Origin of the sequence: Bradyrhizobium sp. 17, assembly GCF_023073515.1 — a bacterium.
Taxonomy (GTDB): Bacteria; Pseudomonadota; Alphaproteobacteria; order Rhizobiales; family Xanthobacteraceae; genus Bradyrhizobium; species Bradyrhizobium canariense_D.
In genome coordinates this window covers 14200-36312 of record NZ_JADPJQ010000035.1, presented here as the reverse complement: position 1 = coordinate 36312, position 22113 = coordinate 14200, and the positions used below count along the sequence as shown (strand labels likewise).

The following is a 22113-nucleotide window of genomic DNA, read 5'->3' as shown; positions in this document are numbered from 1 at the left end:
TAGCAGAACGAAGGCCAATAGCTCGTGACAAAAGACCCGCAAGCCAAGCGCAAGCCGGAAAATTGCGCCTTCGTCATCTTTGGTGTCACCGGCGACCTCACCCATCGGCTGGTGATGCCATCGCTCTACAATCTGGCGGCCGAGCATCTGTTACCCGAAAAGTTCTGCGTGGTCGGCGTCGCCCGCCGGGGCCAGTCGGACAACGAGCTGCGCGACAGCCTATTGAAGGGCTTGCGCCAGTTCGCGACCCGGCCGGTGGACGACGACATTGCCAAGAAGCTGCTGGAATGCGTGACCTTCGTCGAAGCCGACGCAAAGGATCCGCCATCCTTTGATCGCCTGCGCGAGCATCTGGATTCCCTGGAATGCGCGCAGGATACCGGCGGCAACCGGCTGTTCTACCTCGCGACCCCGCCGGCTGCGTTCGCGCCGACCGCGCGCGAGCTCGGCCGCACCGGCATGATGAAGGAGAACGGGGCGTGGCGGCGCCTGGTGATCGAAAAGCCGTTCGGCACCGACCTCGCCTCGGCGCGCGCGCTGAATGGCGAGCTGCTGAAGATCATGGACGAGCACCAGATCTACCGGATCGATCACTATCTCGGCAAGGAGACGGTGCAGAACATCCTGGTGCTGCGCTTTGCCAACGGCATGTTCGAGCCGATCTGGAATCGCAACCATATCGACCACATCCAGATCACGGTGGAGGAAAAGCTCGGCGTCGGCCATCGCGGCGGCTTCTACGATGCCACCGGCGCGCTGCGCGACATGGTGCCGAACCACCTGTTCCAGCTGATGTCGCTAGTCGCGATGGAGCCGCCGGCGCGTTTCGACGCCCATTCGGTGCGCTCAGAGAAGGCCGAGATTCTGACCTCGATTCAGCGCCCGAGCGAAGAGGAAGCGCTGAAGAGCTCGGTGCGCGCCCAATATCTCGCAGGGCGCATCGGCGACGATGAGATCCCGGACTATCGCAAGACCGAGGATGTCAAACCCGGCAGCACTACCGAGACCTATGTCGCGCTGAAGCTGATGATCGACAATTGGCGCTGGGCCGGCGTGCCGTTCTATTTGCGGACCGGCAAGGCGCTCGGCCACAAGCGCACCGAGGTGGCGATCAAGTTCAAGCAGGCACCGTTGTCGATGTTCTCAGGCACCGCTGTCGATCGCCTCTCCCAAAACTTCCTCACGATCGGCATCGCACCCACCGAGACCATCGAGCTCCAGTTCAACGCCAAGATCCCGGGGCCGAGCGTCACCATCGACGGCGTCGAGATGAAGTTCCGCTATGGCGACTATTTCCGGGCCGATCCCTCGACCGGCTACGAGACGCTGATCTACGACTGCATGATCGGCGACAACATCCTGTTCCAGCGCGCCGACGGCATCGAAGCCGGATGGGAGGCGGTGCAGCCGTTCCTTGACGCCTGGAAGAACGCGGGCAGCAACGGCATCGAAACCTATCAAGCCGGCAGCGACGGCCCCGCCTGCGCCGATGAATTGCTCCGCCGCGACGGCCGAAGCTGGCGTAAGTTTTCGTGACGGCGGCGAGACAGCCGAAGCTGATCGTCGAGGCCGACGCCGAGGCTCTCGCGCGAGGCGCGGCCGAACGGGTGATGGCGCAAATCGCGGCCAATCCCGGGCGCATTGCGATCTGCCTGACCGGCGGCTCCAGCCCGAAGAGGCTCTACCAGCTGCTGGGCAGCGAGGCCTGGCGCGAAAAAATCCCGTGGGAGCGCGTGCACTGGTTCATCGGTGACGAGCGCTTCGTGCCCGAAAGCGATCCCCTCAACAACATGGCGGTCGCGCGCGCGACCTTTCTCGATCGCAACGCGCCCTCCGGCCATGTTCACCCGATCCCGACGACGGCTGACGACCCTGATCAGAGCGCCGAGGCCTATGCGCGCGAGCTGCAGTCTTTCTACGGCGCGGAAAGCCTGGATCCGGCACGGCCGCTGTTCGACATGGTCTTGATGGGCGCGGGGCCGGACGGCCACACGGCTTCGCTCTTCCCGGGCTACCCCGCGATCGAGGAGACGGGACGCTGGGTGGTCGGCGTCCCCAAGGCCAATGTTGCCCCCTTCGTGCCGCGGGTCTCGCTCACCCTGCCCGCACTGGCGTCCTGCCGCGAAATGCTGTTCGAGATAGCGGGGCACGACAAGCAGCCGATCTTGACGCGCCTGCTCAATGGCGAGACTCTGCCGGCTGTACGCGCGCGCTCGAATGGCGAGACCGTCTGGCTGGTCGACCGGGCCGCGCTTCCGGAGGGAATTCGTGGCCGGCGTTGAAGCACCTTGTGCATTGATCGTGATGGGCGTGTCGGGCTCGGGCAAGAGCACGGTTGCAAAAGCGCTCGGCGAGCGCCTCGGCTGGCGTTTCGAGGACGGCGACAGCTTTCATCCCGCCAGCAATGTCGAGAAGATGCGGGCCGGCCATCCCCTCACCGACGAGGACCGCTGGCCCTGGCTCAACGCCATTGCCGACGAGATCGCGAGGGTCTGTGACAAGGGCGAGCACGTCATCATCGCCTGCTCGGCGCTGAAGCATACTTATCGGGACGTGCTCCTGCGCGGACGCGACGACGTCCGCTTCATCTTCCTGAGGGGCACGAAGGAGCTGATCGCCGCACGCCTGGCGCAACGTAAGGGGCACTTCATGCCGCCCGGCCTGCTGACGAGCCAGTTCAACACGCTGGAGCCGCCGGAGGCTGGCGAGCACGTGATCACAGTCTCGATCGACGAATCCGTGGAAGCGATCGTAGACGGCGCGGTGCGGCAGTTGAAACTGGGCGGCGCGAAACGCTGAGGCCAAACACCCAAGAAACACCCAAGGGACCGTCATGACAAAAATCTCGCTCGTCGTCTCCGACGTCGACGGTACGCTGCTGACCAAGGACAAGACGCTGACCGACCGCGCGAGGTCCGCGGTTCAGCGTCTGCACCAGGCCGGCATCGGCTTCACGATTACGTCGAGCCGCCCCGCGATCGGCATGCGTTTCCTGATCGAACCGCTGGCGCTCTGGCTACCGCTCGGCCCGTTCAACGGCTCCTCGATCGTCGACCCCGAGATGAATCCGGTCGAACAGCATCTCATCCCCGCCGCGGCGGCCGAGCGAAGCTTGCAAATTCTGCGGGACTTCGGCGCCGACATCTGGCTGTTCACCACCGACAAATGGCTGATCGACAAGCCTGATGGCCAATACGTGGCACATGAGCAGCACACCATCCGCTCCGACCCGACCATCGTGACGGATTTCTCGCCGTATCTCGCGAGCGCCTGCAAGATCGTCGGGGCCAGCGCCGATGCAGCCGGCCTCGAAGCTTGCGAGAAGGCGATGCAGAAGGCGCTCGGCAGCGAGGCGATGGCGGTGCGCTCGCAGACCTATTACCTCGACATCACCCCGCCCGGCTTCGACAAGGGCACATTCGTGCAAGCCATGGCCAAGCGCCTCGGCATTTCAACGGACGCGGTCGCCACCATCGGCGACATGCAGAACGACCTCGCGATGTTTCGCGTCAGCGGCGTTTCGATCGCAATGGGCAATGCGGCCGACAACGTCAAGGACCAGGCCACCCACGTCACCGCGACCAACGAGCACGACGGTTTTGCGGAAGCGATGGAGATGATTTTGAAGCGGAACGAGGTCGCCTAGGTCACTGCTTCGACCGCTGCATTGCAGGCTTCTTGCTGCCCTGCCTTGCGGCCGACAGGTTATGCGCGGTGTTGACCAGCGCGATATGAGTCAGCGCCTGCGGGAAATTGCCGGTCTGACGCCTGGCGCCTGAATCATATTCCTCGGCCAGCAGTCCCACATCATTCGCGACACCGACCACGCGATCGAACAAGGCTTGCGCCTTGTCGAGATCGCCCGCCAGTACATGGGCATCGGCCAGCCACAGGCTGCAGGCGAGGAAGGCGCCCTCGATCGGCTGCTTCTCCTCGGACACTTCGCGCGGATCGTGCCGCAGCACAAAGCCGTCAGGCATCATGTGCTTTTCCATCGCCGCGATGGTGCCGCGAATGCGCGGATCCGACGCTTCCAGGAAGCCAACGGACGGCAGCAGCAGCACGCTGGCATCGAGCAGCTTCGAGCCGTAGGACTCCACGAAGGCATTCTCCTCCGCGTCGAAGCCCCGGTTGCAGACGTCGCGATGAATGGCGTCGCGCAAGGTGCGCCAGTGCAGCAGCGGCGCCTTGAAGCCGAAGGTCTCGGCGCTCTTGATGCCGCGGTCGAAGGCGACCCAGGTCATCACCTTGGAGAAGACATAGTGCTTCGGCTGTCCGCGCCGCTCCCAGATGCCGTGATCGGGCTGGTCCCAGACTTCGGCGAGATGCTTGAGCACGGCGCATTCCAGCGCCCAGCTCTCGTCGTCGAGCTTGAGCTTGGCCATCCGCGATTGGTGGAAGGCGTCGATCAGTTCGCCGTAGACGTCGAGCTGGAGCTGCGCATGCGCGGCATTGCCGACGCGCACCGGCTGTGCGCCCTCGTAGCCATCGAGCCAACCGGCCTCCCATTCCAGCAGCCGCCGCTGGCCCCAGATGCCGTACATGATCTGCATGTTCGCCGGTGAGCCTGCCGCCGCACGCAACAGCCAATTGTGCCAGGCCGAGGCTTCCTCGGTGTAACCCGAGTTCATCAGCGCCAGCAGCGTGAAGGTGGCATCGCGCAGCCAGCAGAAGCGGTAGTCCCAATTCCTGGCGCCGCCGAGCTTCTCCGGCAACGAGGTGGTCGGCGCCGCGACGATGCCGCCGGTCGGAGCGAAGGTCAGCGCCTTGAGTGTGATCAGCGAGCGCACGATCAGGTCGCGATAGTCGCCATCGCGATTGCAGTGGCTGCACCAGTCCTGCCAGAATTTCTCGGTCTCCTTGAGTGCGACCTCCGGATCGATTGGCGCGGGCGGCTCGAGATGCGAGGGGCCGTAGGTCAGCACGAACGGCACGGTCTCGCCGGCCTTCACCTCGAAATCGGAAACCGTGGTCAGATCCTCGCCTCGGGTCTTGGCCGGTGTCCGCAGCACAGTCATGTCCTGCCCGGCGACCGCCAGCAGGGAATGATCGATCCGCCGCACCCAAGGGATGTCGACGCCGAAGCCGAAGCGGATGACGAGTTCCATCCGCATCTTCACCGTGCCGCTGACACCGCGGACCAGCCGCACGATGTCGGAGGCCTTGCCGCGCGGCGGCATGAAGTCGATCAGCGCAACGGTGCCGCCGTCAGTCTCAAAGCGCGTTTCGAGGACGAGGGTGTCGCCGAGATAGCGGCGCGACGTGGCGGTGACGCCCTCGTCCGGCGCGATCAGCCAGCGGCCGTTCTTGTGCATGCCGAGGAGCGCTGCAAAACAGGCGTCGGAATCGAAGGCCGGCCAGCACAGCCAGTCGATCGAGCCGTTGCGGCCGACCAGCGCCGCGGTCTCGCAGTCGCCGATCAGCGCATAATCTTCAATCCTCTGAGACAATGTCGTGCGAGCCTCGAAAACGACGTCCGGAGACCCCGGCGATCAACGCCCGCCGGGTAACGAGCGTTCCCGTGTCGCGGCCTTCAAGGCTGCGACATCGACCTTCGAAACGATCTTGTCGAGCGTCACAGGCAGGCGCTGGCGCCAGTTCGGATGCTCGTCAATCGTACCGGGAATGTTGGGCTGGTCGATCACGCCGAGCAGATCCTCCAGCGACACCGCAAGCAGCCGCGACGGCGTGCGCGACAGGAAGGCGAGCACCGAATAGACATCATTGGCACGGATGCCGTTGGCACGCAGGATCTCGTCGAGCAGGCCGAGCGCATCCCAGCGGGCCTGATCGTTCTCGCCCGGATCGAGCCCGAGCGAGCGCTTCATCCTGAGATCGCTGAAAGAGCGCCAGCCGGCATAGGTCGACAGATCATGCGTGTTCAACGTCACCAGCGCGTTGGGCCGGTAGTGATCGACGGGCCGGAAGTGACCGGCATCGTCGCGCTCGAACATCATGACGAGGTAGGACCAGATGCCGAAATCCTGCATGGTCTCGCGAAAACCTTCCGGCACCGTGCCGAGGTCCTCGCCGATCACAATGCACTTATGGGCCGCGCTCTCCCGCGCCACGGTCGCCAGCAGCGCCTCGAACGGCATCTGCACATAGGCGCCGTTGTCGGGCTTGAAGCCGCGCGGCACCAGATAAAGCCGCTTCAAGCCGAGCACGTGATCGAGACGGATGGCTCCGGAATGGCGCATCGAAGCCGCGAGCATATCGGCGAATGGCACGAAGGATTGCGCCTCCAGGCCGCCGGCATTGAAGCCGGCCAAGCCCCAATCCTGGCCAATGGTATTGAGCACGTCCGGCGGCGCGCCGACGGCGAGATGACGGGAGATCGCCCCCTGTTCGTTCCAAGCATCGAAGCCGTTCGACTGCACGCCGACGGCAACGTCAAGATAGAGCCCGACCCGCATGCCGAGCTGGCCGGCCAGCTCCTTGGCCGCATGCAACTGGCTATCGGCGGTCCATTGCACGAATTCGACGAACTCGACCTCGTGCTTGTCCGGGCCGTTGCGCAGCTCGGCGCATTTCGTCTCATCCGGCTGTTGCCATTCCTGCGGCCATTCCCACCACGGCGCCGCAAAGCGATGGCGTAGCACCTCGAAGCAGGCAAAACGGGACAACAGCGGCGCGCGAGCCGCCCGGAAGGCGTCGAACTGGTTGCGGCGGACGCCGCTCGCGGTTTTCGCGAAGCTGTCGAAGGCGGCACGCAAGGCCAACCATTTCAAGGCCGCCATGTCCGGATAGGGCACACGATCACCGTCGCGGAGCCGCGCGGCGGTCGCGGCCGCATCGGGGACGAGGTCGGGGGAAAATTCCGGGATCGCCTCGACGTCGATATAGAGCGGATTGAGAAACAGCCGGCTGTTCGGCGAATAGGGGCTGCAATCGGCCGGATGGTCATCGAACAACACATGCAGGGGATTGAGCCCGACGCCGTCGGCGCCCAACTGCTTCGCGAGCCGGACCAGACCGGCGAGGTCGGTGAAATCGCCGATGCCCCAATTGCGGTCCGAGCGGACGCTGTAGAGCTGCACGGCAAGCAGCCAGCCCCGGTCGAAATCGCCGCCGAAGGCCCGCTCCGGCGCCACGATCATCGGCACCTCTTCCGTCACGCCTCCGGCATCCGTCAGCGTCAGCCGGTGATAGCCGAGCGGCAGGCCGGCCGGCCAGGCAATCACGGGCTCGCGCGTCTCACCTTGCGCGATCAAATTGCCGTTGCCGGTCATCTTCCATTTGAGCGGCGGCGCACCGATCGTCACCAATTCGGTGCGCGGATGGCCCAAGGCGCGTACCACCACAGGCCCGCTGACGAAGCGGTAAACCCGCTTTTCCGGCAAGGCGTCGAGGATGGATTTGAGGGCCACGGGATCGGTGACCCGCAGCTTTCCGAGGGCATCGACGAATTCGGATTGAACGCCCTTGATCCGGGCTTGAGCTAAAAGATCCATTCGGCACGCAGCTTGCAGGCCATTTTGTGGCCGGGGGCATCGATTTTAACGAGGTCGCGGAAGAAGTTAGTCAGGGTTAACTCGCGAGCCGCGCCTGCCGTTCCCCAGGGAACCAATGACACACAAGCGGCTTTCTATAGTGGTATCAAGCGTAGGTTCCCGGCAAGGGAAACGGGCTCCTGCTTTCTTGTCAATGGCATCACCGTGAACAAGACAATTCAAACTGTCGAGAGTGCCGCAGCCGGCAGCACTTTCCTCATCGAGGACGTCTATCCCCTGATCGACGGCGGGCGCTTCCCCGTGAAGCGGATCGCGCGCGAACCGGTCGAGGTCTGGGCCGACATCTACCGGGACGGCGACGCCGTGATCGGCGCAGCGCTGATCTGGCGACAGGAGCAGGACCGCGAATGGCAGAGCGAGCCGATGATCCCTCACGGCAATGACCGCTGGTCCGGCGCGTTCACACCCGTCGAGCCCGGCAAATATGTCTATGCGATCGAAGCCTGGACCGACGAATTCGCCACCTGGTCGCACGCGGTCGCGCGCAAGCAGCGCTCCGGTGCCGACGTCACGCTCGATGCGATCGAGGGCGCCGGCCTTTTGACCAAGGCGCATGGCGCGCAGCAGGACGCCGCCGCCGTCATCGTCAGGCGATGCGAGGACTATCTTCAGACCGGCGACGTTGCCCCGCTGCTGGCAACCGAGCTCGGCGCAGCCATGGCCGAGAGCCAGTTGCGGCCTGATCTCACGCGCTCGGCGCTATTCCCACTGTTCGTCGACCGCGACAAGGCACGCTTCGGCGCCTGGTATCAGATGATGCCGCGCAGCCAGAGCGTGGTGCCAGGACAGCATGGCACGCTTCGCGACTGCATCGCGCGCGTGCCCGACATCGCCGCGATGGGCTTTGACGTGCTGTACTTCACGCCGATCCATCCCATTGGCCGCACCCGGCGCAAGGGCCGCAACAACATGCCGGTGGCGGGCGACGGCGATCCCGGCTCGCCTTATGCGATCGGCGCCATCGAGGGCGGGCACGACGCGCTGCACCCCGAACTCGGCACGATCGAGGATTTTCGCGCGCTGGTCGCGACCTGCCTGGAATACGGCCTCGAACTCGCGCTCGACTTCGCCGTGCAATGCTCGCCGGACCACCCGTGGCTGACGCAGCATCCGGAATGGTTCAAATGGCGCCCGGATCGGTCGGTGCGGACGGCTGACGGGCCCTATTCCGATATCGTCATCCCCGATTTCGCGTCCGTCGACCGGGCTGGACTGTGGAACGCGTTTCGCGACGCCATGCTGTTCTGGATCGACCACGGCGTCACCATCTTCGCCATCGACAATCACGACACCGCGCCGCTCGCCTTCTGGGAGTGGCTGATCCGTGACATCCGCCGCCGGCATCCCGAGGTGATCCTGTTTTCCAAGACGTTCGCGCGCCCGAAGCTGATGAAGGGCCTCGCCAAGCTCGGCTTTGCGCAATCGTTCAGCTATTTCCCCTGGCGCACGGCGAAGTGGGAGCTGGAGCAATATCTCGGCGAGCTGACGCGCTATCCCGAACGTGACTTCTATCGGCCGAACCTGTTCGTGAATACGCCCGATCTTTTGCCCTATCATCTCCAGGGCGGCGAGACATGGGCGTTCAAATCGCGCGTCGCGCTGGCGGCGACGCTGTCCGGCAATTACGGCGTCTACAGCGGGTTCGAGCTGCTGGAGCACGACGCGATCCCCGGCCGCGAGGAATATCTCAACTCCGAGAAATACCAGATCAAGCAGCGCGACTGGAACAAGCCCGGCCACATCAAGGCCTACATCACGGAGATCAATCGCATCCGCAACGAGAATGCTGCGCTTCAGCAGACGGCGAACCTGCGCTTCCTCGGCATCGAAGACGGCGAGACGATCGCCTTCGTCAAGGAAGCGACCGACCCGGCCAACATCGTCGTGGCCGTGGTTGCGCTCTCGTGCCACGTGCGCGAATTCTGGTTGCCGCTCGGCGACGTCACGGTTGACGCCGGCGGGCAGCGACACCATGTGTCGGCACTCGAAAACCTCCTCACCGGCGAACAGGCCCGCATCGAATGGGGCGGGATCAGGTTGCGTATCGATCCCGAGCGCGATCCGGCGCTGCTGTTCCGCTGCCTGGCGTAAGGGCGCACGCCATGAACGTATTGTCTTCCGTCGACACCAAGAAAGCCGAGGCTGCCGAGATCGTGGACGAGCTCTGGTACAAGGACGCCATTATCTATCAGCTTCACGTCAAGGCGTTTGCCGATAGCAACAATGACGGCATCGGCGACTTCGCCGGGCTGACCGAGAAGCTGCCCTATCTCCAGGAGCTCGGCGTCACCGCGCTCTGGCTGCTGCCGTTCTATCCCTCGCCCGGCCGCGACGACGGCTACGACATCGCCGACTACGGTTCGGTCAATCCCGATTTCGGGACGATGAAGGATTTCAAGCGCTTCATCCAGGAGGCCCAGAAGCGAGGCTTGCGCGTCATCACCGAGCTCGTCGTCAACCACACCTCGGACCAGCACAATTGGTTCAAGCGTGCTCGCCGCAGCCCGGCAGGCTCGAGCGCCCGCAACTGGTATGTCTGGAGCGACACCGACCAGAAATACCAGGGCACCCGTATCATCTTCACCGACACGGAGAAGTCGAACTGGACCTGGGATCACGAGGCCGGCGCGTTCTACTGGCACCGCTTCTTCTCGCACCAGCCGGATCTCAATTTCGACAATCCGCGCGTCGTCAGCGCGCTGATCCAGGTGATGAAGCGCTGGCTGGATGCCGGCGTCGACGGCTTCCGTCTGGACGCCATTCCCTATCTCTGCGAGCGCGAAGGCACCTCGAACGAGAACCTCCCCGAGACGCATGCCATCATCAAGCGGCTCCGCCACGAGCTGGATTCCTACTCCAAGGGCAAGCTGCTGCTGGCCGAGGCCAATCAATGGCCGGAGGACGTGCAGGAATATTTCGGCCGCGGCGACGAGTGCCACATGGCCTACCACTTCCCGCTGATGCCGCGCATCTACATGGCGATCGCCCAGGAGGACCGTTTCCCGATCACCGACATCCTGCGCCAGACGCCGGATATTCCGGCGAGCTGCCAATGGGCGCTGTTCCTGCGCAACCATGACGAGCTGACGCTGGAGATGGTGACCGACGTCGAGCGCGACTATCTGTGGACCACCTACGCCAACGATCCGCGCGCCCGCATCAATGTCGGCATCCGCCGGCGCCTCGCGCCGCTGATGGACAACGACCGGCGCAAGATCGAGCTGATGAACTCGCTGCTGCTGTCCTTCCCCGGCACGCCGATCATCTACTACGGCGACGAGATCGGGATGGGCGACAACATCTATCTCGGCGACCGCAACGGCGTGCGCACGCCGATGCAGTGGAGCCCGGACCGCAACGGCGGCTTCTCGCGCTGCGACCCGGCCCGCCTCTACGCGCCGCTGATCATGGATCCGGTCTACGGCTATGAATCGGTGAACGTGGAGGCGCAGTCGCGCAGCCTGTCCTCGCTGCTCAGCGCGACCAAGCGTCTGATCTCGGTGCGCAAATCGACGCTCGCCTTCGGCCGCGGCACCATGACCTTCATCCGCCCGGCCAACCGCGCCGTGCTGGCCTATGTCCGGCAGTACCGCGACGAGGTGATCCTCTGCGTCGCCAATCTGTCGCGCGCGGCCCAGGCGACCGAGCTCGATCTGTCGCCCTGGAAGGACCGCATCCCGCAGGAGATGCTCGGCCGCACGCGTTTTCCGGCGATCGGCGAACTGCCCTACATGGTCACGCTGGGGCCCTATGGCTTCTACTGGTTCCAGCTCACCGAGCGCGACAAGTCCGAGCCGGTGACGCCGCGCGCAGTGCCCGAATTCGAGACGCTGGTGGTGCCGGTGAACTCGACCTGGGTGTCGCTGGCGCGCGAGCGCGGCGTGTTCGAGCACGAGGTGCTGCCGGGATTCCTGTCGCGCACGCGCTGGTATCCGGAGCACAATCCCAAGCACATCAAGCCGACGCTGACCTCGGCGGTGCCGTTCTGCGACATCGGCGACAACAGGCCCTGGATCGCGTTCTTCGAGGCGGCGCAGGGCGACGTCACCACGCGCTACGTGCTGCCGATGCAGATCGAATGGGTGCGCTTCGACCGCGAACGCTTCAATCCCAGGGCGCTCGCCGCCGTGCGTCAGGGGGCCCGCGAAGGGACGCTGCTGGACGTGGCAACCGAGCAGATCTTCATCGGCCTGTTCCTGCGCAATCTGTCGCAGAACCTGGTGGTGGAAGAAAACAATCTGCGGCTGGAGTTCAAGGCGACCAGCCGGTTTGCCGAGTACACCATCAAGGAGCCCGAACGCATCCGCACGATCGAGCAGTCGAACAGCACCGCGCTGGTCGACAACCAGTATGTCGCCAAGATCTATCGTCAGCTCGAAGCCGGCATCAATCCCGAGATCGAGATCGGCTCCTACCTCACCGAGATCGCCCGCTTTGCCAATACGCCGGCACTGCTCGGCAGCGTCGAGCTGGTCGAAGACGACCGTCGCAGCGCAGTCGGCGTGCTGCACGCCTATGTCGAGAACCAGGGCGACGGCTGGGGCGTCACCGCGGGCTATCTCGACCGCTATATCGACGAGCAACGGGTGCTGCCACCGGGCGAGATGCCCCGCGAGACCCAGGAGCAAGCGCCCTATCTGCACTTCATTACGCAGATCGGCCGACGGCTCGCCGAGCTGCATGTGGCTCTGGCCGCTGCAAAGCCCGGAGATCTCGCGCCGGAGCCCATTGGCTCCGCACACGTCAAGCGCTGGTCATCCGAGCTCGAGACACGGGCCGAGCGGGTTTTCGAGCGGCTGGCCGCCAGCACCGACCGCCTGCGGGAGGTGGACCGACCGCTGATCAATCAGCTCGCCGCGGAGCGCGCGACCCTGTCCGGCCGGCTCAACGCGCTCTTACCTTCCGAGCTCGGCGGGTTGAACATCCGTCATCATGGCGATTTCCGCCTCGGGCAAACTCTGATTGTGAAGGACGATATCTTCATCATCGACTTCGACGGAGATCCGCGTTTGCCGCTGGCCGACAAGCGGCGCAAGCTGCCTGCGGCGCGTGACGTTGCCGGCCTGATCCGCTCGATTGATCTTTCGGTTAACGCGGCGCTTCACCGCGCGCTCACGGGCGCCTCCGACGAACAGGGCCGTCTCACGGCAGCGCTCGACGAATGGCGCGAGCGCACCACCGCGACGTTCCTCACCGCCTACCGCGAAGCCATGACCGATCGGCGGCTGTGGCCGGAAGATCCGCAATCTGCGGCTGGCCTGTTAAGGTTTTTCCTGCTTGATCAAGCGTTCGAGGAAGTAGAGTACGAGCTGTCCCACCGGCCTGAGGGGCTCCATGCGCCGCTGTCCGGACTGCTTCGCATTCTGTCCAGTATCGAGAGCGAAGCCCATGCCTAAACTCCCTGCCGAGGCCTATGCGATCATCGAGGGTCGCCACTCCGATCCGTTCCACTATCTCGGGCTGCATCCCGAGGGCGACAAGAGCGTGGTGCGCGCGTTTCTTCCCGATGCTTCCAACGTCGAGGCGGTGGGCGAGCACGGCGAGGTGGCGAAGCTCGATCGCGTCCATGATGCCGGCCTGTTCATCGGAGCTCTGCCGAACGGCGCGAAGCACTACCAGCTCCGCGCGAAGTTCGGCGACAACGTCATCGAATTCGAGGACACCTATCGCTTTCCGCCGATCCTGACCGATTTCGACCTCTATCTGCTTGGCGAAGGCACCCACCAGCGCCTTTACGACAAGCTCGGCGCGCATCCGATGCGGCTCGAAGGCATCGATGGCATCGGCTTCGTGGTGCTGGCGCCCAACGCCCGGCGCGTCTCCGTGGTCGGCGATTTCAATTTTTGGGACGGACGGCGCCATCCGATGCGGGTGCGCGGCGCGGGTTATTGGGAATTGTTCATCCCGCACGCCAAGGCCGGCGACCACTACAAGTTCGAAATTATCGGACCGCATGGCCATCTGCTTCCGCTGAAGTCCGATCCGATGGCTTTTGCAAGCGAGGTGCGCCCGAAGACCGCTTCTATCGTGTTCGACGAAGCACATCTGCCCCGGCCGCGACCGGCGCCCGACGGCATCAACGCGTTGTCCGCGCCGATGTCGATCTACGAGGTCCATCTCGGCTCATGGCGGCGCAAGAACGGCAATGAATGGCTGACCTATCGCGAGCTGGCCGAGCAGCTGCCGGCCTACGCCCGCGACATGGGCTTCACCCATCTCGAATTCCTCCCCGTCAGCGAGCATCCTTTCGACGGCTCGTGGGGCTATCAGCCGACGGGGCTGTATGCGCCGACCAGCCGCTTCGGCACGCCGGAGGATTTTGCCGCGCTGGTCGATGCCTGCCACCGCGAGGGCGTCGGCGTGCTGCTCGACTGGGTGCCCGGCCACTTCCCGGACGATCCGCACGGGCTCGGCAGCTTCGACGGCACAGCGCTGTACGAGCACGCCAATCCGCTCCAGGGCCGGCATCTCGATTGGGGCACGCTGATCTACAATTACGGCCGCACCGAAGTGACGAACTTCCTGGTCTCGAACGCGCTGTTCTGGCTCGAGCGCTACGCGATCGACGGACTGCGCGTCGATGCCGTCGCGTCCATGCTCTACCTCGACTACAGCCGTCCGCCCGGCGCGTGGATTCCGAACCAGCATGGCGGCCGGGAGAACATCGAGGCGATCGCGTTCCTGCGCCGCTTCAACACCGAGCTGTTCGCGCGTTTCCCGCAGGCGACCACGGCCGCCGAAGAGTCCACCGCCTGGCCGCAGGTCTCGCGCCCGGTCGAATTCGGAGGGCTCGGCTTCGGCTACAAGTGGAATATGGGCTGGATGCACGACACGCTGAACTACATCAGCAAGGACCCGATCCACCGCAAGCATCATCACGGCGACATCCTGTTCGGCCTGCACTACGCCTTCTCGGAGAACTTCGTCCTGCCGCTGTCGCACGACGAAGTCGTGCACGGCAAGCGCTCTATCCTCGGGCGCATGCCCGGCGACGAATGGCAGCGCTTCGCGAATTTGCGCGCCTATTACAGCTTCATGTTCGGCCATCCCGGCAAGAAGCTGCTGTTCATGGGCGCCGAGATCGCGCAAAGCCGAGAATGGAATCACGACCAATCGCTCGACTGGCACTTGCTCGAGTACAAGCCCCATTCAGGCATCCAGGCGTTGATCCGCGATCTCAACCGGCTCTATCGCGCGGTGCCCGCCCTGCACCAGATGGACTGCGAGCAGGCCGGCTTCGAATGGCTGATCACCGACGACGCCAACCGCAACGTGTTCGCCTGGCTGCGCAAGGGATTTGACGAGCACGCCCGGTGCATGGTGATCGTCAACTTCTCACCCAATGTCTATCGCAATTACCGCGTTCGCGCGCCGTTCGGTGGCAAGTGGAAGGAAGTGTTCAACTCGGACTCCGCTCATTACGGCGGCAGCAATGTCGGCAACATCGGCGAAGTCCACGCCGTCAATGGCGAGCTCCGCCTCACCATTCCGCCGCTCGCCGCGATCTTCCTCGTTCCGGAAAGCTGAACGATGCGCCTGACTGCTGGATCGCCCGCACGCCTCGGCGCAAGCTGGGACGGACGCGGCACCAATTTCGCGCTGTTCTCCGCCAACGCGCAGAAGGTCGAGCTGTGCCTGTTCGACATGCAGGGCCGCCGCGAACTCGAGCGCGTCGAGCTGCCGGAGCGCACCGAGGATGTCTGGCACGGCTATCTCAACGACGTCTCGCCCGGCCAGCTCTACGGCTACCGCGTGCATGGCCCCTACGAGCCGGAGCACGGCCACCGCTTCAATGCCAACAAGCTCGTGCTAGACCCCTATGCCAAGCGGCTTTCCGGGCGGCTGGTCTGGAGTGACGCGCATTTCGCCTATCGCACCGGAAGCCCGCGCGAAGACCTGTCGTTCGACCGGCGCGACAACGCGCGCGGCATGCCGAAGGCCGTCGTCGTCGACGAGACCTTCAACTGGGGCCGCCGCGAGATCCGGCCCAACATTCCCTGGGAAGATACCATCATCTACGAGGCCCACGTCAAGGGACTGACACAGAAGCGCGACGACGTGCCGCCGAATTTGCGCGGCACCTATGGCGGCCTGTCCTCGCCCGCGATGATCGAGCACCTGAAGAAGCTCGGCGTCACCACGGTAGAGCTTCTGCCGGTGCACAGCTTCGTCGACGACCGCATCTTGGTGGAGAAGAAGCTCGTCAACTACTGGGGCTATAACACCCTGTCCTTCTTCGCGCCCGAGCAGCGCTACGCCCAGGACAACGCTCTCGATTCCTTCCGCACCACGATCGCACGTCTGCACGATGCCGGCATCGAGGTGATGCTCGACGTCGTCTACAATCACACCGCCGAGGGCAATCATCTCGGTCCGACGCTGTGCTATCGCGGCATCGACAACGCCTCCTATTACTGGCTGAACCGCGAAAACCCGCGCTACTACGACGATTTTACCGGCTGCGGCTCGTCGGTGAACCTCACCCACCCGCGCGTGCTGCAGATGGTGATGGATTCACTGCGCTACTGGGTCGAGGTCTGCCACGTCGACGGCTTCCGTTTCGACCTCGCCACCACGCTGGCCCGCGGACCGAACGGTTATGATCGAGGCAGCTCGTTCCTGACCGCGATCCGCCAGGACCCGGTGCTGGCGAGCGTCAAGCTCGTCGCCGAACCCTGGGATCTCGGCCTTGGCGGCTATCAGGTGGGCGCATTTCCCTCGCAATGGTCGGAGTGGAACGACCGTTACCGCAGCGCCATGCGCCGCTACTGGAGCGGCGAAGGCAGCCTGATCGGCGATATCTCCAGCCGCATGACGGCGTCCTCCGACCTGTTCAACCACGACGGACGGCGGCCGCGCGCCAGCATCAACCACATCACCGTGCATGACGGCTTCACCCTGGCCGATCTCTTCAGCTACAACGAGAAGCATAACGAGGCCAATGGCGAGGACAATCGCGACGGCTCCAACGACAACCACAGCAACAATTGCGGTGTCGAGGGTCCGACCGACGATCCCCAAATCGTCAGCTTGCGCCGGCAGCTTCGCAAGAACGTACTGGCCTGCCTCATGCTGGCGCAGGGCATTCCGCTGATCCTCGCAGGCGACGAGGTCGGGAATTCGCAATCAGGCAACAACAACGCCTATTGCCAGGACAACGAGGTGGGCTGGGTCGGCTGGGACAATCTCGGCAAGGACGGCGACGACATGGTCGGTTTTGTCGCCGAACTCGCCGATATCCGCCGCCGGTTCTCGCAGCTTCGCAGCCATCGCTGGCTCGACGGCCGCCCCAAGGACGGCATCTCCTATGGCGCGCTGTGGCTGACGCCGGCCGGCGACGAAATGACGGAAAGCGACTGGAAATTCCCGGAAGGGCGGTTCCTCTCCTATGTGATGGGGCCGATGGAACCGGGCAGCGCCGCGATCTTTATCGTACTCAACGCAGCCCCCGAAGAGATCGCATTCAAATTGCCAAAAATGACTGAATACAAGAGCTGGCAGCAGATCCTGAACACGACCGACGCCAAGCTGAATACGATCGACTTCCAGCCCGGGAGCGACAGCAAGGCGCCGCCGCGCTCCGTGCTCGCTTTCGCGGGGGCGCTATGAGGCCATCCTTCGGGGCGAGGCCGACGAGGGACGGCGTATCGTTCCGGCTGTGGGCGCCTGCCGCGCGCCGTGTCGATCTCCTGCTCGACAGACGACACGCGATGCAGCGCCGGCAGGATGGCTGGTATGTCGCCGAGATTGCCAATCTGCCCGTCGGCAGCAACTACAAATTCAGGATCGATGACGAGATCGACGTGCCCGATCCGGCGTCTGCATTCCAACCCGACGACGTGTTCGGCCCGAGCGAGGTGATCGATCATGACGCCTTCGCCTGGCGCGCATCCGATTGGCGCGGCCGCCCGTGGGAAGAGACGGTGCTGATCGAGACGCATGTCGGCACCTTCACTGCGGAAGGCACCTATCGTGCCATGATCGACAAGCTCGATCATCTCGTCGCGACCGGCATCACCGCGATCGAACTGATGCCGCTGGCTGACTTCGCCGGTCGCCGCGGCTGGGGTTATGATGGCGTGCTGTGGTACGCGCCCGACAGCGCCTATGGTCATCCCGATGAATTGAAGACGCTGATCGACGAAGCCCATCTGCGCGGGCTGATGGTGTTCCTCGACGTCGTCTACAATCATTTCGGCCCCGAGGGAAATTACCTCGGCCGCTACGCGCCGGCCTTCTTCACCGACGCGCACACGCCATGGGGCAGTGCGATCGATTATCGCGTGCCGCAGGTTCGCGCTTTTGCCGTCGAGAACGCGCTGTCGTGGCTCAGCGACTATCGCTTCGACGGCCTGAGGCTCGATGCCGCCAATCACATCATGGCGATCCCCGGCGAGCAATCGATGCTGCAAGACCTTAGCGTCGCCGCGGGCGAGCTTGCCAAGGCGACGGAGCGCCATATCCATCTCGTGCTGGAGAACGGCGACAACCGCGCGAGCCTGCTCGACGCGGCGCAGGAGCCTCCGAACGGCAAATATCGCGGCCAGTGGAACGACGACTACCACCACGTCTGGCACGTGATGCTGACGGGCGAACTCGCCGGCTATTATGCGGACTATCAAACGCCGCGGCTCGATCTCGCACGCGCGCTCGCCTCCGGCTTCGTCTATCAGGGCGAGATCTCGGAATTCTGGGGCAAGAAGCCGCGGGGCGAGAACAGCGGCGAGCTGCCGCCGGCAACCTTCGTCAACTTCCTGCAGAACCACGACCAGATCGGCAACCGGCCGCTTGGCGACCGGCTCGAAAGCCTGGCATCGCCCGAGCAGATCGAAGCCGCACTCGCGGTGACCCTGCTCGCACCGATGGTGCCGATGCTGTTCCAGGGCGAGGAGTGGGGCTCCATCGCGCCCTTCCCGTTCTTCTGCGACTTCCAGGGCGGACTGGCTGATGCCGTCCGCAGGGGGCGCAGGCAGGAATACGCCTGGGCCTATGAAAAGTACGGCGACGAGGTGCCCGACCCGCTCGATCCGGCAACACTGCAATCGGCCGTGCTCGACTGGACCGACCACACGCCGGAGCAGGATGCGCGTCTCGCGCTGGTGCGGGAGCTGCTCGCACTCCGCCACAAGGAGATCGCGCCACGACTGAAAGGTGCGCGCTTCGGTGATGCCGCCGTGGCCGATAGCGGCCTGCTCACCGCACATTGGCACATGGGAGATGGCGCGACGTTGCGCCTCGTGGCCAATCTCTCCGACAAGGACATCGCGTGTTCCGACGGCGGTGTGGGGACCCTGATCTGGGGCGGCGCAACCGGCGACCGGCTTGCGCCCTGGTCGGTGGTCTGGCGCCTCGGAGGTTGAGATGCCTCCAGCCATTCCTCTCGCAACCTACCGGCTTCAGCTCACCGCGGATTTCGACTTCGACAAGGCCGCCGCGGTGGTGCCCTACCTGAAGGCGCTGGGAATCACGCATCTCTACACCTCGCCGGTGATGAAGGCCCGCAAGGGCTCGACGCACGGCTATGACACCGTCGACCACAGCCAGTTCAATCCGGAGCTCGGCGGCGAGGCCGGCTTCGCGCGGCTGAGCGAGGCGCTGACGCGACACGACCTCGGCCTCATCATCGACTTCGTACCGAACCATGTCGGCGTGCACTTCGCCGACAATCCCTGGTGGCTGGACGTGCTGGAATGGGGCCAGGCCTCGCCGCACGCCGTCTCCTTCGATATCGACTGGGATCAACTGGCCTTCCGCGCCCGCGGCGGCGTGCTGCTGCCGATCCTCGGAGCGTCCTATGGCGAAGCGCTCGAGAGCGGCGATATCGAGCTGCGCTACGATCCCAACGAAGGTAGTTTTTCCGCCTGGTATTTCGAACATCGATTGCCGATCGCGCCGGAGCGCTATGGCGAGGTGCTGCGGATGATCGTGAAGGACGCCGACGCCGCCGAGACCGAGACGGGCAAGCGCCTGCTGTCGCTCGCGGCGCGCTACACGGGACTGCGCCGCCCCAACCGCAAGGAAGCACCCGGCTTCAAGGCGGAGCTCAGGGAGATCGCAGGCAGCGCCGATATCATCGGGCGCGGCCTCGGCGCCTATCGCGCGGCCAAGGACCGTCCCGCGCAGACGCTGGCGCTGCATCATTTGCTGGAGCGCCAGCACTACAAGCTGGGGCACTGGCGGCTTGCCTCCAGCGACATCAACTATCGACGTTTCTTCGACGTCAACGGGCTCGCCGGCATGCGCGTCGAGGATCCCGGCACGTTCGCCGCCACGCACCGGCTGGTGAAGCAACTCATTGCCGACGGCAAACTGCAAGGCATCCGGCTCGATCATATCGACGGCCTGCGCGATCCCGCGCAATATTGCCAGCGGCTGCGCCGGCTGGTGCGCGACGCTCAGGGCACCACAAAGCCGTTCTATACGGTGATCGAGAAAATCCTGTGCGAGCACGAGCGCCTGCCGCATTTCGCCGGCGTCCAGGGCACCACCGGCTATGAGTGGATGAATGCCATCACTCACGTTCTGGTCGACGCCAAGGGGCTGGAGGCCATGGACGAGACCTGGCGACAGATCAGCAACCGGCCGCCGCGGCTCGCGCCTTACGTCAAGGATGCCAAACGGCGCGTGCTGGAGACGCTGCTGACCAGCGAATTCACGGTTCTGACGCGCCTGCTTGCGCGCATCGCCAACGGGCACTACTCGACCCGCGACTTTTCCGCTGACAGCCTGCGGCAGGCGCTCGAGCTCTATGTGCTGCATTTTCCGGTGTACCGCACCTATTTGACGACAAGCGCGCCAACGGCGAACGATCGTAAGCTGATCGACAACACCATCGAGCACGCTCGCCGGGAATGGTTCGCCGCGGACGAAGGCATTTTCGACTTCCTGCGCGACGCCCTCACCATGGACCTGCTCAAGCCTGGCCGTCCCCCGCACAGTGCCCCGCGGGTGCGCCGCTTTGCGCTGAAGGTGCAGCAATTCACCGGGCCGATGATGGCGAAGTCGTTGGAGGACACTGCTTTCTATCAATTTCACCGGCTGCTCGCCCTGAACGAAGTCGGCGGCGATCCCGCGAGCAAGGGCCTCACCATTCCCGCTTTCCACGAGACCATGCAGGCCCGCGCCAGGGAATGGCCGCAAGGGATGACGGCGACCGCCACGCACGACACCAAACGTGGCGAGGACGCCCGGGCGCGGATCGCTGCCTTAAGTGAAATTCCCGGCGAATGGACCAGCGCTGTGGCACGCTGGAAAGTCCTGAACGCACCGCACCTCGCGCTCGACGGCAATCTGCGCGCTCCGTCGGCCACGTTCGAATACATGCTCTACCAGACCCTGCTCGGCGCCTGGCCGCTCGTGGAGCCGGCCGATGCCGGTTTCGTCGCGCGTATCCAGGCCTATGCGCTCAAGGCCGCGCGCGAGGGCAAGGAGGAGACCAGCTGGCTCAACCCGCACGAGGCCTATGAGAACGGCGTCAAGAGCTTCATCGCGAAGATCCTCGATCCCGCGCAATCAGGCGAATTCCTGGAGGCGCTGAACACGCTGGCTCGCCGCGTCGCGCTGCTCGGCGCGCTGAACGCGCTGAGCCAGCTCACGCTCAAGGCGACACTGCCGGGCGTGCCCGACTTTTACCAGGGCACCGAATTCTGGGATCTGTCGCTGGTCGATCCCGACAACCGCCGCCCGGTGGATTTTTCCGCGCGACACGCGGCGCTGGGCACGCTGGACAACCCGGATTGGAATCATCTGATCAAGAGCTGGCCGGACGGTCAGCTCAAGCTGGCCTGGACGCGGCACCTGCTCAAGCTGCGCAACGAGCTGCCCGACGTCTTCGCGCGAGGTGACTACCAGCCGCTTCAGGTGCGGGGCGCACATGCCGACCATGTCGTAGCGTTTGCCCGCCGCCACGGCCGGGCTGCGGCGATCGTCGTGGTCGGGCGCCAGTTCGCACCTTTCACGCAAGCAGGCCGCGAATGGCCGGCGTTCGATGGGGCCGACGCCACTATTGACGTCACGGGCTATAATGTGCCGGGTTTCGCCGGCAACGATCTGCCGCTCGCGCAGGCGCTTCGCGGTTTTCCCGCTTCGGTCATCCCCGCGCGCCCAGCGGGCGCGGCGAAGCCGGTGCGACAGCGCACCCGCGCTTGAACGCTAGCTTTTCCCGTCCTTGCCCAACAGCAGCTGGCCGCGCTTGCGAATCGTGGCCTGCGCCATCTCCGCAAAGCGCTGCAATAGCCAGGGCAGCACCACCTGCACCTTGACATGGTCGTCGGCGACGTCGACCTGCCCCGTCGCGATCTGCCCGAGCGCGCGGATGCGGAAATTCATGCTGTCGCCGCTCCAGCTCTCCTCCTCGACCTGCATCACGGGAATGCTCGCCGCAGCACGGCCTAGCCCAGTCTTGAGCCGGCGCACCGCCTCCTCGCGGCCCAAGCGGTGGGGAATGGAGACGACAAGCGGTGCTGACATGGCTCTGCCCGGTTAGTGATTGAACCTCACATAGTCATGCCCGGCGGTACCACAAAGGTTCCATGCAAGTTGCGCGTGCACGGTGTTTCATTGGCGGAACTTTAGAACCTGCGGCAAGTTGCCCTCGCAC

Annotated in this window: 13 protein-coding genes; 10 read left to right on the top strand and 3 right to left on the bottom strand. The window is 64.5% G+C overall.

Annotation, left to right across the window (positions count from 1 at the left end):
* The first annotated feature begins 24 nt into the window (after positions 1-24).
* The 4 genes from zwf to IVB13_RS05095 are packed head-to-tail and all read left to right on the top strand — an operon-like array spanning position 25 to position 3646.
* Positions 25-1536, top strand: a complete 1512-nt coding sequence (gene zwf / locus IVB13_RS05110) for a glucose-6-phosphate dehydrogenase (protein WP_018454061.1) — start codon at positions 25-27, stop codon at positions 1534-1536.
* Positions 1533-2282 carry a 6-phosphogluconolactonase gene (gene pgl, locus IVB13_RS05105; RefSeq protein ID WP_247295023.1) on the top strand — a complete coding sequence of 250 codons (750 nt, stop codon included), beginning with the start codon at positions 1533-1535 and terminating at the stop codon, positions 2280-2282. Before zwf ends, pgl begins: the two co-directional genes overlap by 4 nt.
* A complete protein-coding gene (locus IVB13_RS05100) occupies positions 2269-2799 on the top strand; it encodes a gluconokinase (RefSeq protein ID WP_026232661.1) in 531 nt (176 codons plus the stop codon). Before pgl ends, IVB13_RS05100 begins: the two co-directional genes overlap by 14 nt.
* Positions 2800-2833: 34 nt before the next feature.
* A complete protein-coding gene (locus tag IVB13_RS05095; protein WP_247488003.1) occupies positions 2834-3646 on the top strand; it encodes a Cof-type HAD-IIB family hydrolase in 813 nt (270 codons plus the stop codon).
* 1 nt (position 3647) lies between these two features.
* Here IVB13_RS05095 and IVB13_RS05090 read toward each other — a convergent pair whose 3' ends face one another.
* Both IVB13_RS05090 and malQ read right to left on the bottom strand, forming a co-directional pair.
* Positions 3648-5450, bottom strand: coding sequence for a glycoside hydrolase family 15 protein (locus tag IVB13_RS05090; protein WP_247488001.1), 1803 nt, complete (start codon positions 5448-5450; stop codon positions 3648-3650).
* Between the two features lie 42 nt (positions 5451-5492).
* A complete protein-coding gene (malQ, locus tag IVB13_RS05085) occupies positions 5493-7454 on the bottom strand; it encodes a 4-alpha-glucanotransferase (RefSeq protein ID WP_247487999.1) in 1962 nt (653 codons plus the stop codon).
* Between the two features lie 204 nt (positions 7455-7658).
* Between malQ and IVB13_RS05080 the strand changes: the two genes are divergently transcribed.
* From IVB13_RS05080 to treY, 6 genes are read left to right on the top strand one after another with little or no spacing between them, the layout of a single operon-like run.
* Complete coding sequence (locus IVB13_RS05080) at positions 7659-9605, top strand: maltotransferase domain-containing protein (RefSeq protein ID WP_247295027.1); 1947 nt, start codon at positions 7659-7661, stop codon at positions 9603-9605.
* Between the two features lie 11 nt (positions 9606-9616).
* Positions 9617-12910, top strand: a complete 3294-nt coding sequence (gene treS, locus IVB13_RS05075) for a maltose alpha-D-glucosyltransferase (RefSeq protein WP_085351909.1) — start codon at positions 9617-9619, stop codon at positions 12908-12910.
* Positions 12903-15041 (top strand): 1,4-alpha-glucan branching protein GlgB, encoded by a 2139-nt coding sequence (gene glgB, locus IVB13_RS05070; RefSeq protein WP_018454055.1) that lies wholly within the window; start codon positions 12903-12905, stop codon positions 15039-15041. Before treS ends, glgB begins: the two co-directional genes overlap by 8 nt.
* Before the next feature lie 3 nt (positions 15042-15044).
* On the top strand, positions 15045-17123 hold the full coding sequence (gene glgX / locus IVB13_RS05065) for a glycogen debranching protein GlgX (protein ID WP_085351910.1): 2079 nt from the start codon (positions 15045-15047) through the stop codon (positions 17121-17123).
* Complete coding sequence (gene treZ, locus IVB13_RS05060; protein ID WP_247295029.1) at positions 17120-18874, top strand: malto-oligosyltrehalose trehalohydrolase; 1755 nt, start codon at positions 17120-17122, stop codon at positions 18872-18874. The genes glgX and treZ overlap by 4 nt, the downstream gene beginning before the upstream one ends.
* Before the next feature lies 1 nt (position 18875).
* A complete protein-coding gene (gene treY / locus IVB13_RS05055) occupies positions 18876-21662 on the top strand; it encodes a malto-oligosyltrehalose synthase (RefSeq protein ID WP_247295031.1) in 2787 nt (928 codons plus the stop codon).
* Between the two features lie 3 nt (positions 21663-21665).
* On the opposite strand, the gene IVB13_RS05050 is transcribed toward treY, so the two are convergent.
* Positions 21666-21983 (bottom strand): polyhydroxyalkanoic acid system family protein, encoded by a 318-nt coding sequence (locus IVB13_RS05050; protein WP_085351913.1) that lies wholly within the window; start codon positions 21981-21983, stop codon positions 21666-21668.
* Positions 21984-22113 lie beyond the last annotated feature (130 nt).

What these genes read in the sequence shown, in the direction of transcription:
- IVB13_RS05095 (WP_247488003.1), top strand. Translation starts at nt 2,834, where the DNA reads ATGACAAAAATCTCGCTCGTCGTCTCCGACGTCGACGGTACGCTGCTG.
- malQ (WP_247487999.1), bottom strand. Translation starts at nt 7,454, where the DNA reads ATGGATCTTTTAGCTCAAGCCCGGATCAAGGGCGTTCAATCCGAATTC.
- treS (WP_085351909.1), top strand. Translation starts at nt 9,617, where the DNA reads ATGAACGTATTGTCTTCCGTCGACACCAAGAAAGCCGAGGCTGCCGAG.
- glgB (WP_018454055.1), top strand. Translation starts at nt 12,903, where the DNA reads ATGCCTAAACTCCCTGCCGAGGCCTATGCGATCATCGAGGGTCGCCAC.
- glgX (WP_085351910.1), top strand. Translation starts at nt 15,045, where the DNA reads ATGCGCCTGACTGCTGGATCGCCCGCACGCCTCGGCGCAAGCTGGGAC.
- treZ (WP_247295029.1), top strand. Translation starts at nt 17,120, where the DNA reads ATGAGGCCATCCTTCGGGGCGAGGCCGACGAGGGACGGCGTATCGTTC.
- treY (WP_247295031.1), top strand. Translation starts at nt 18,876, where the DNA reads ATGCCTCCAGCCATTCCTCTCGCAACCTACCGGCTTCAGCTCACCGCG.
- IVB13_RS05050 (WP_085351913.1), bottom strand. Translation starts at nt 21,983, where the DNA reads ATGTCAGCACCGCTTGTCGTCTCCATTCCCCACCGCTTGGGCCGCGAG.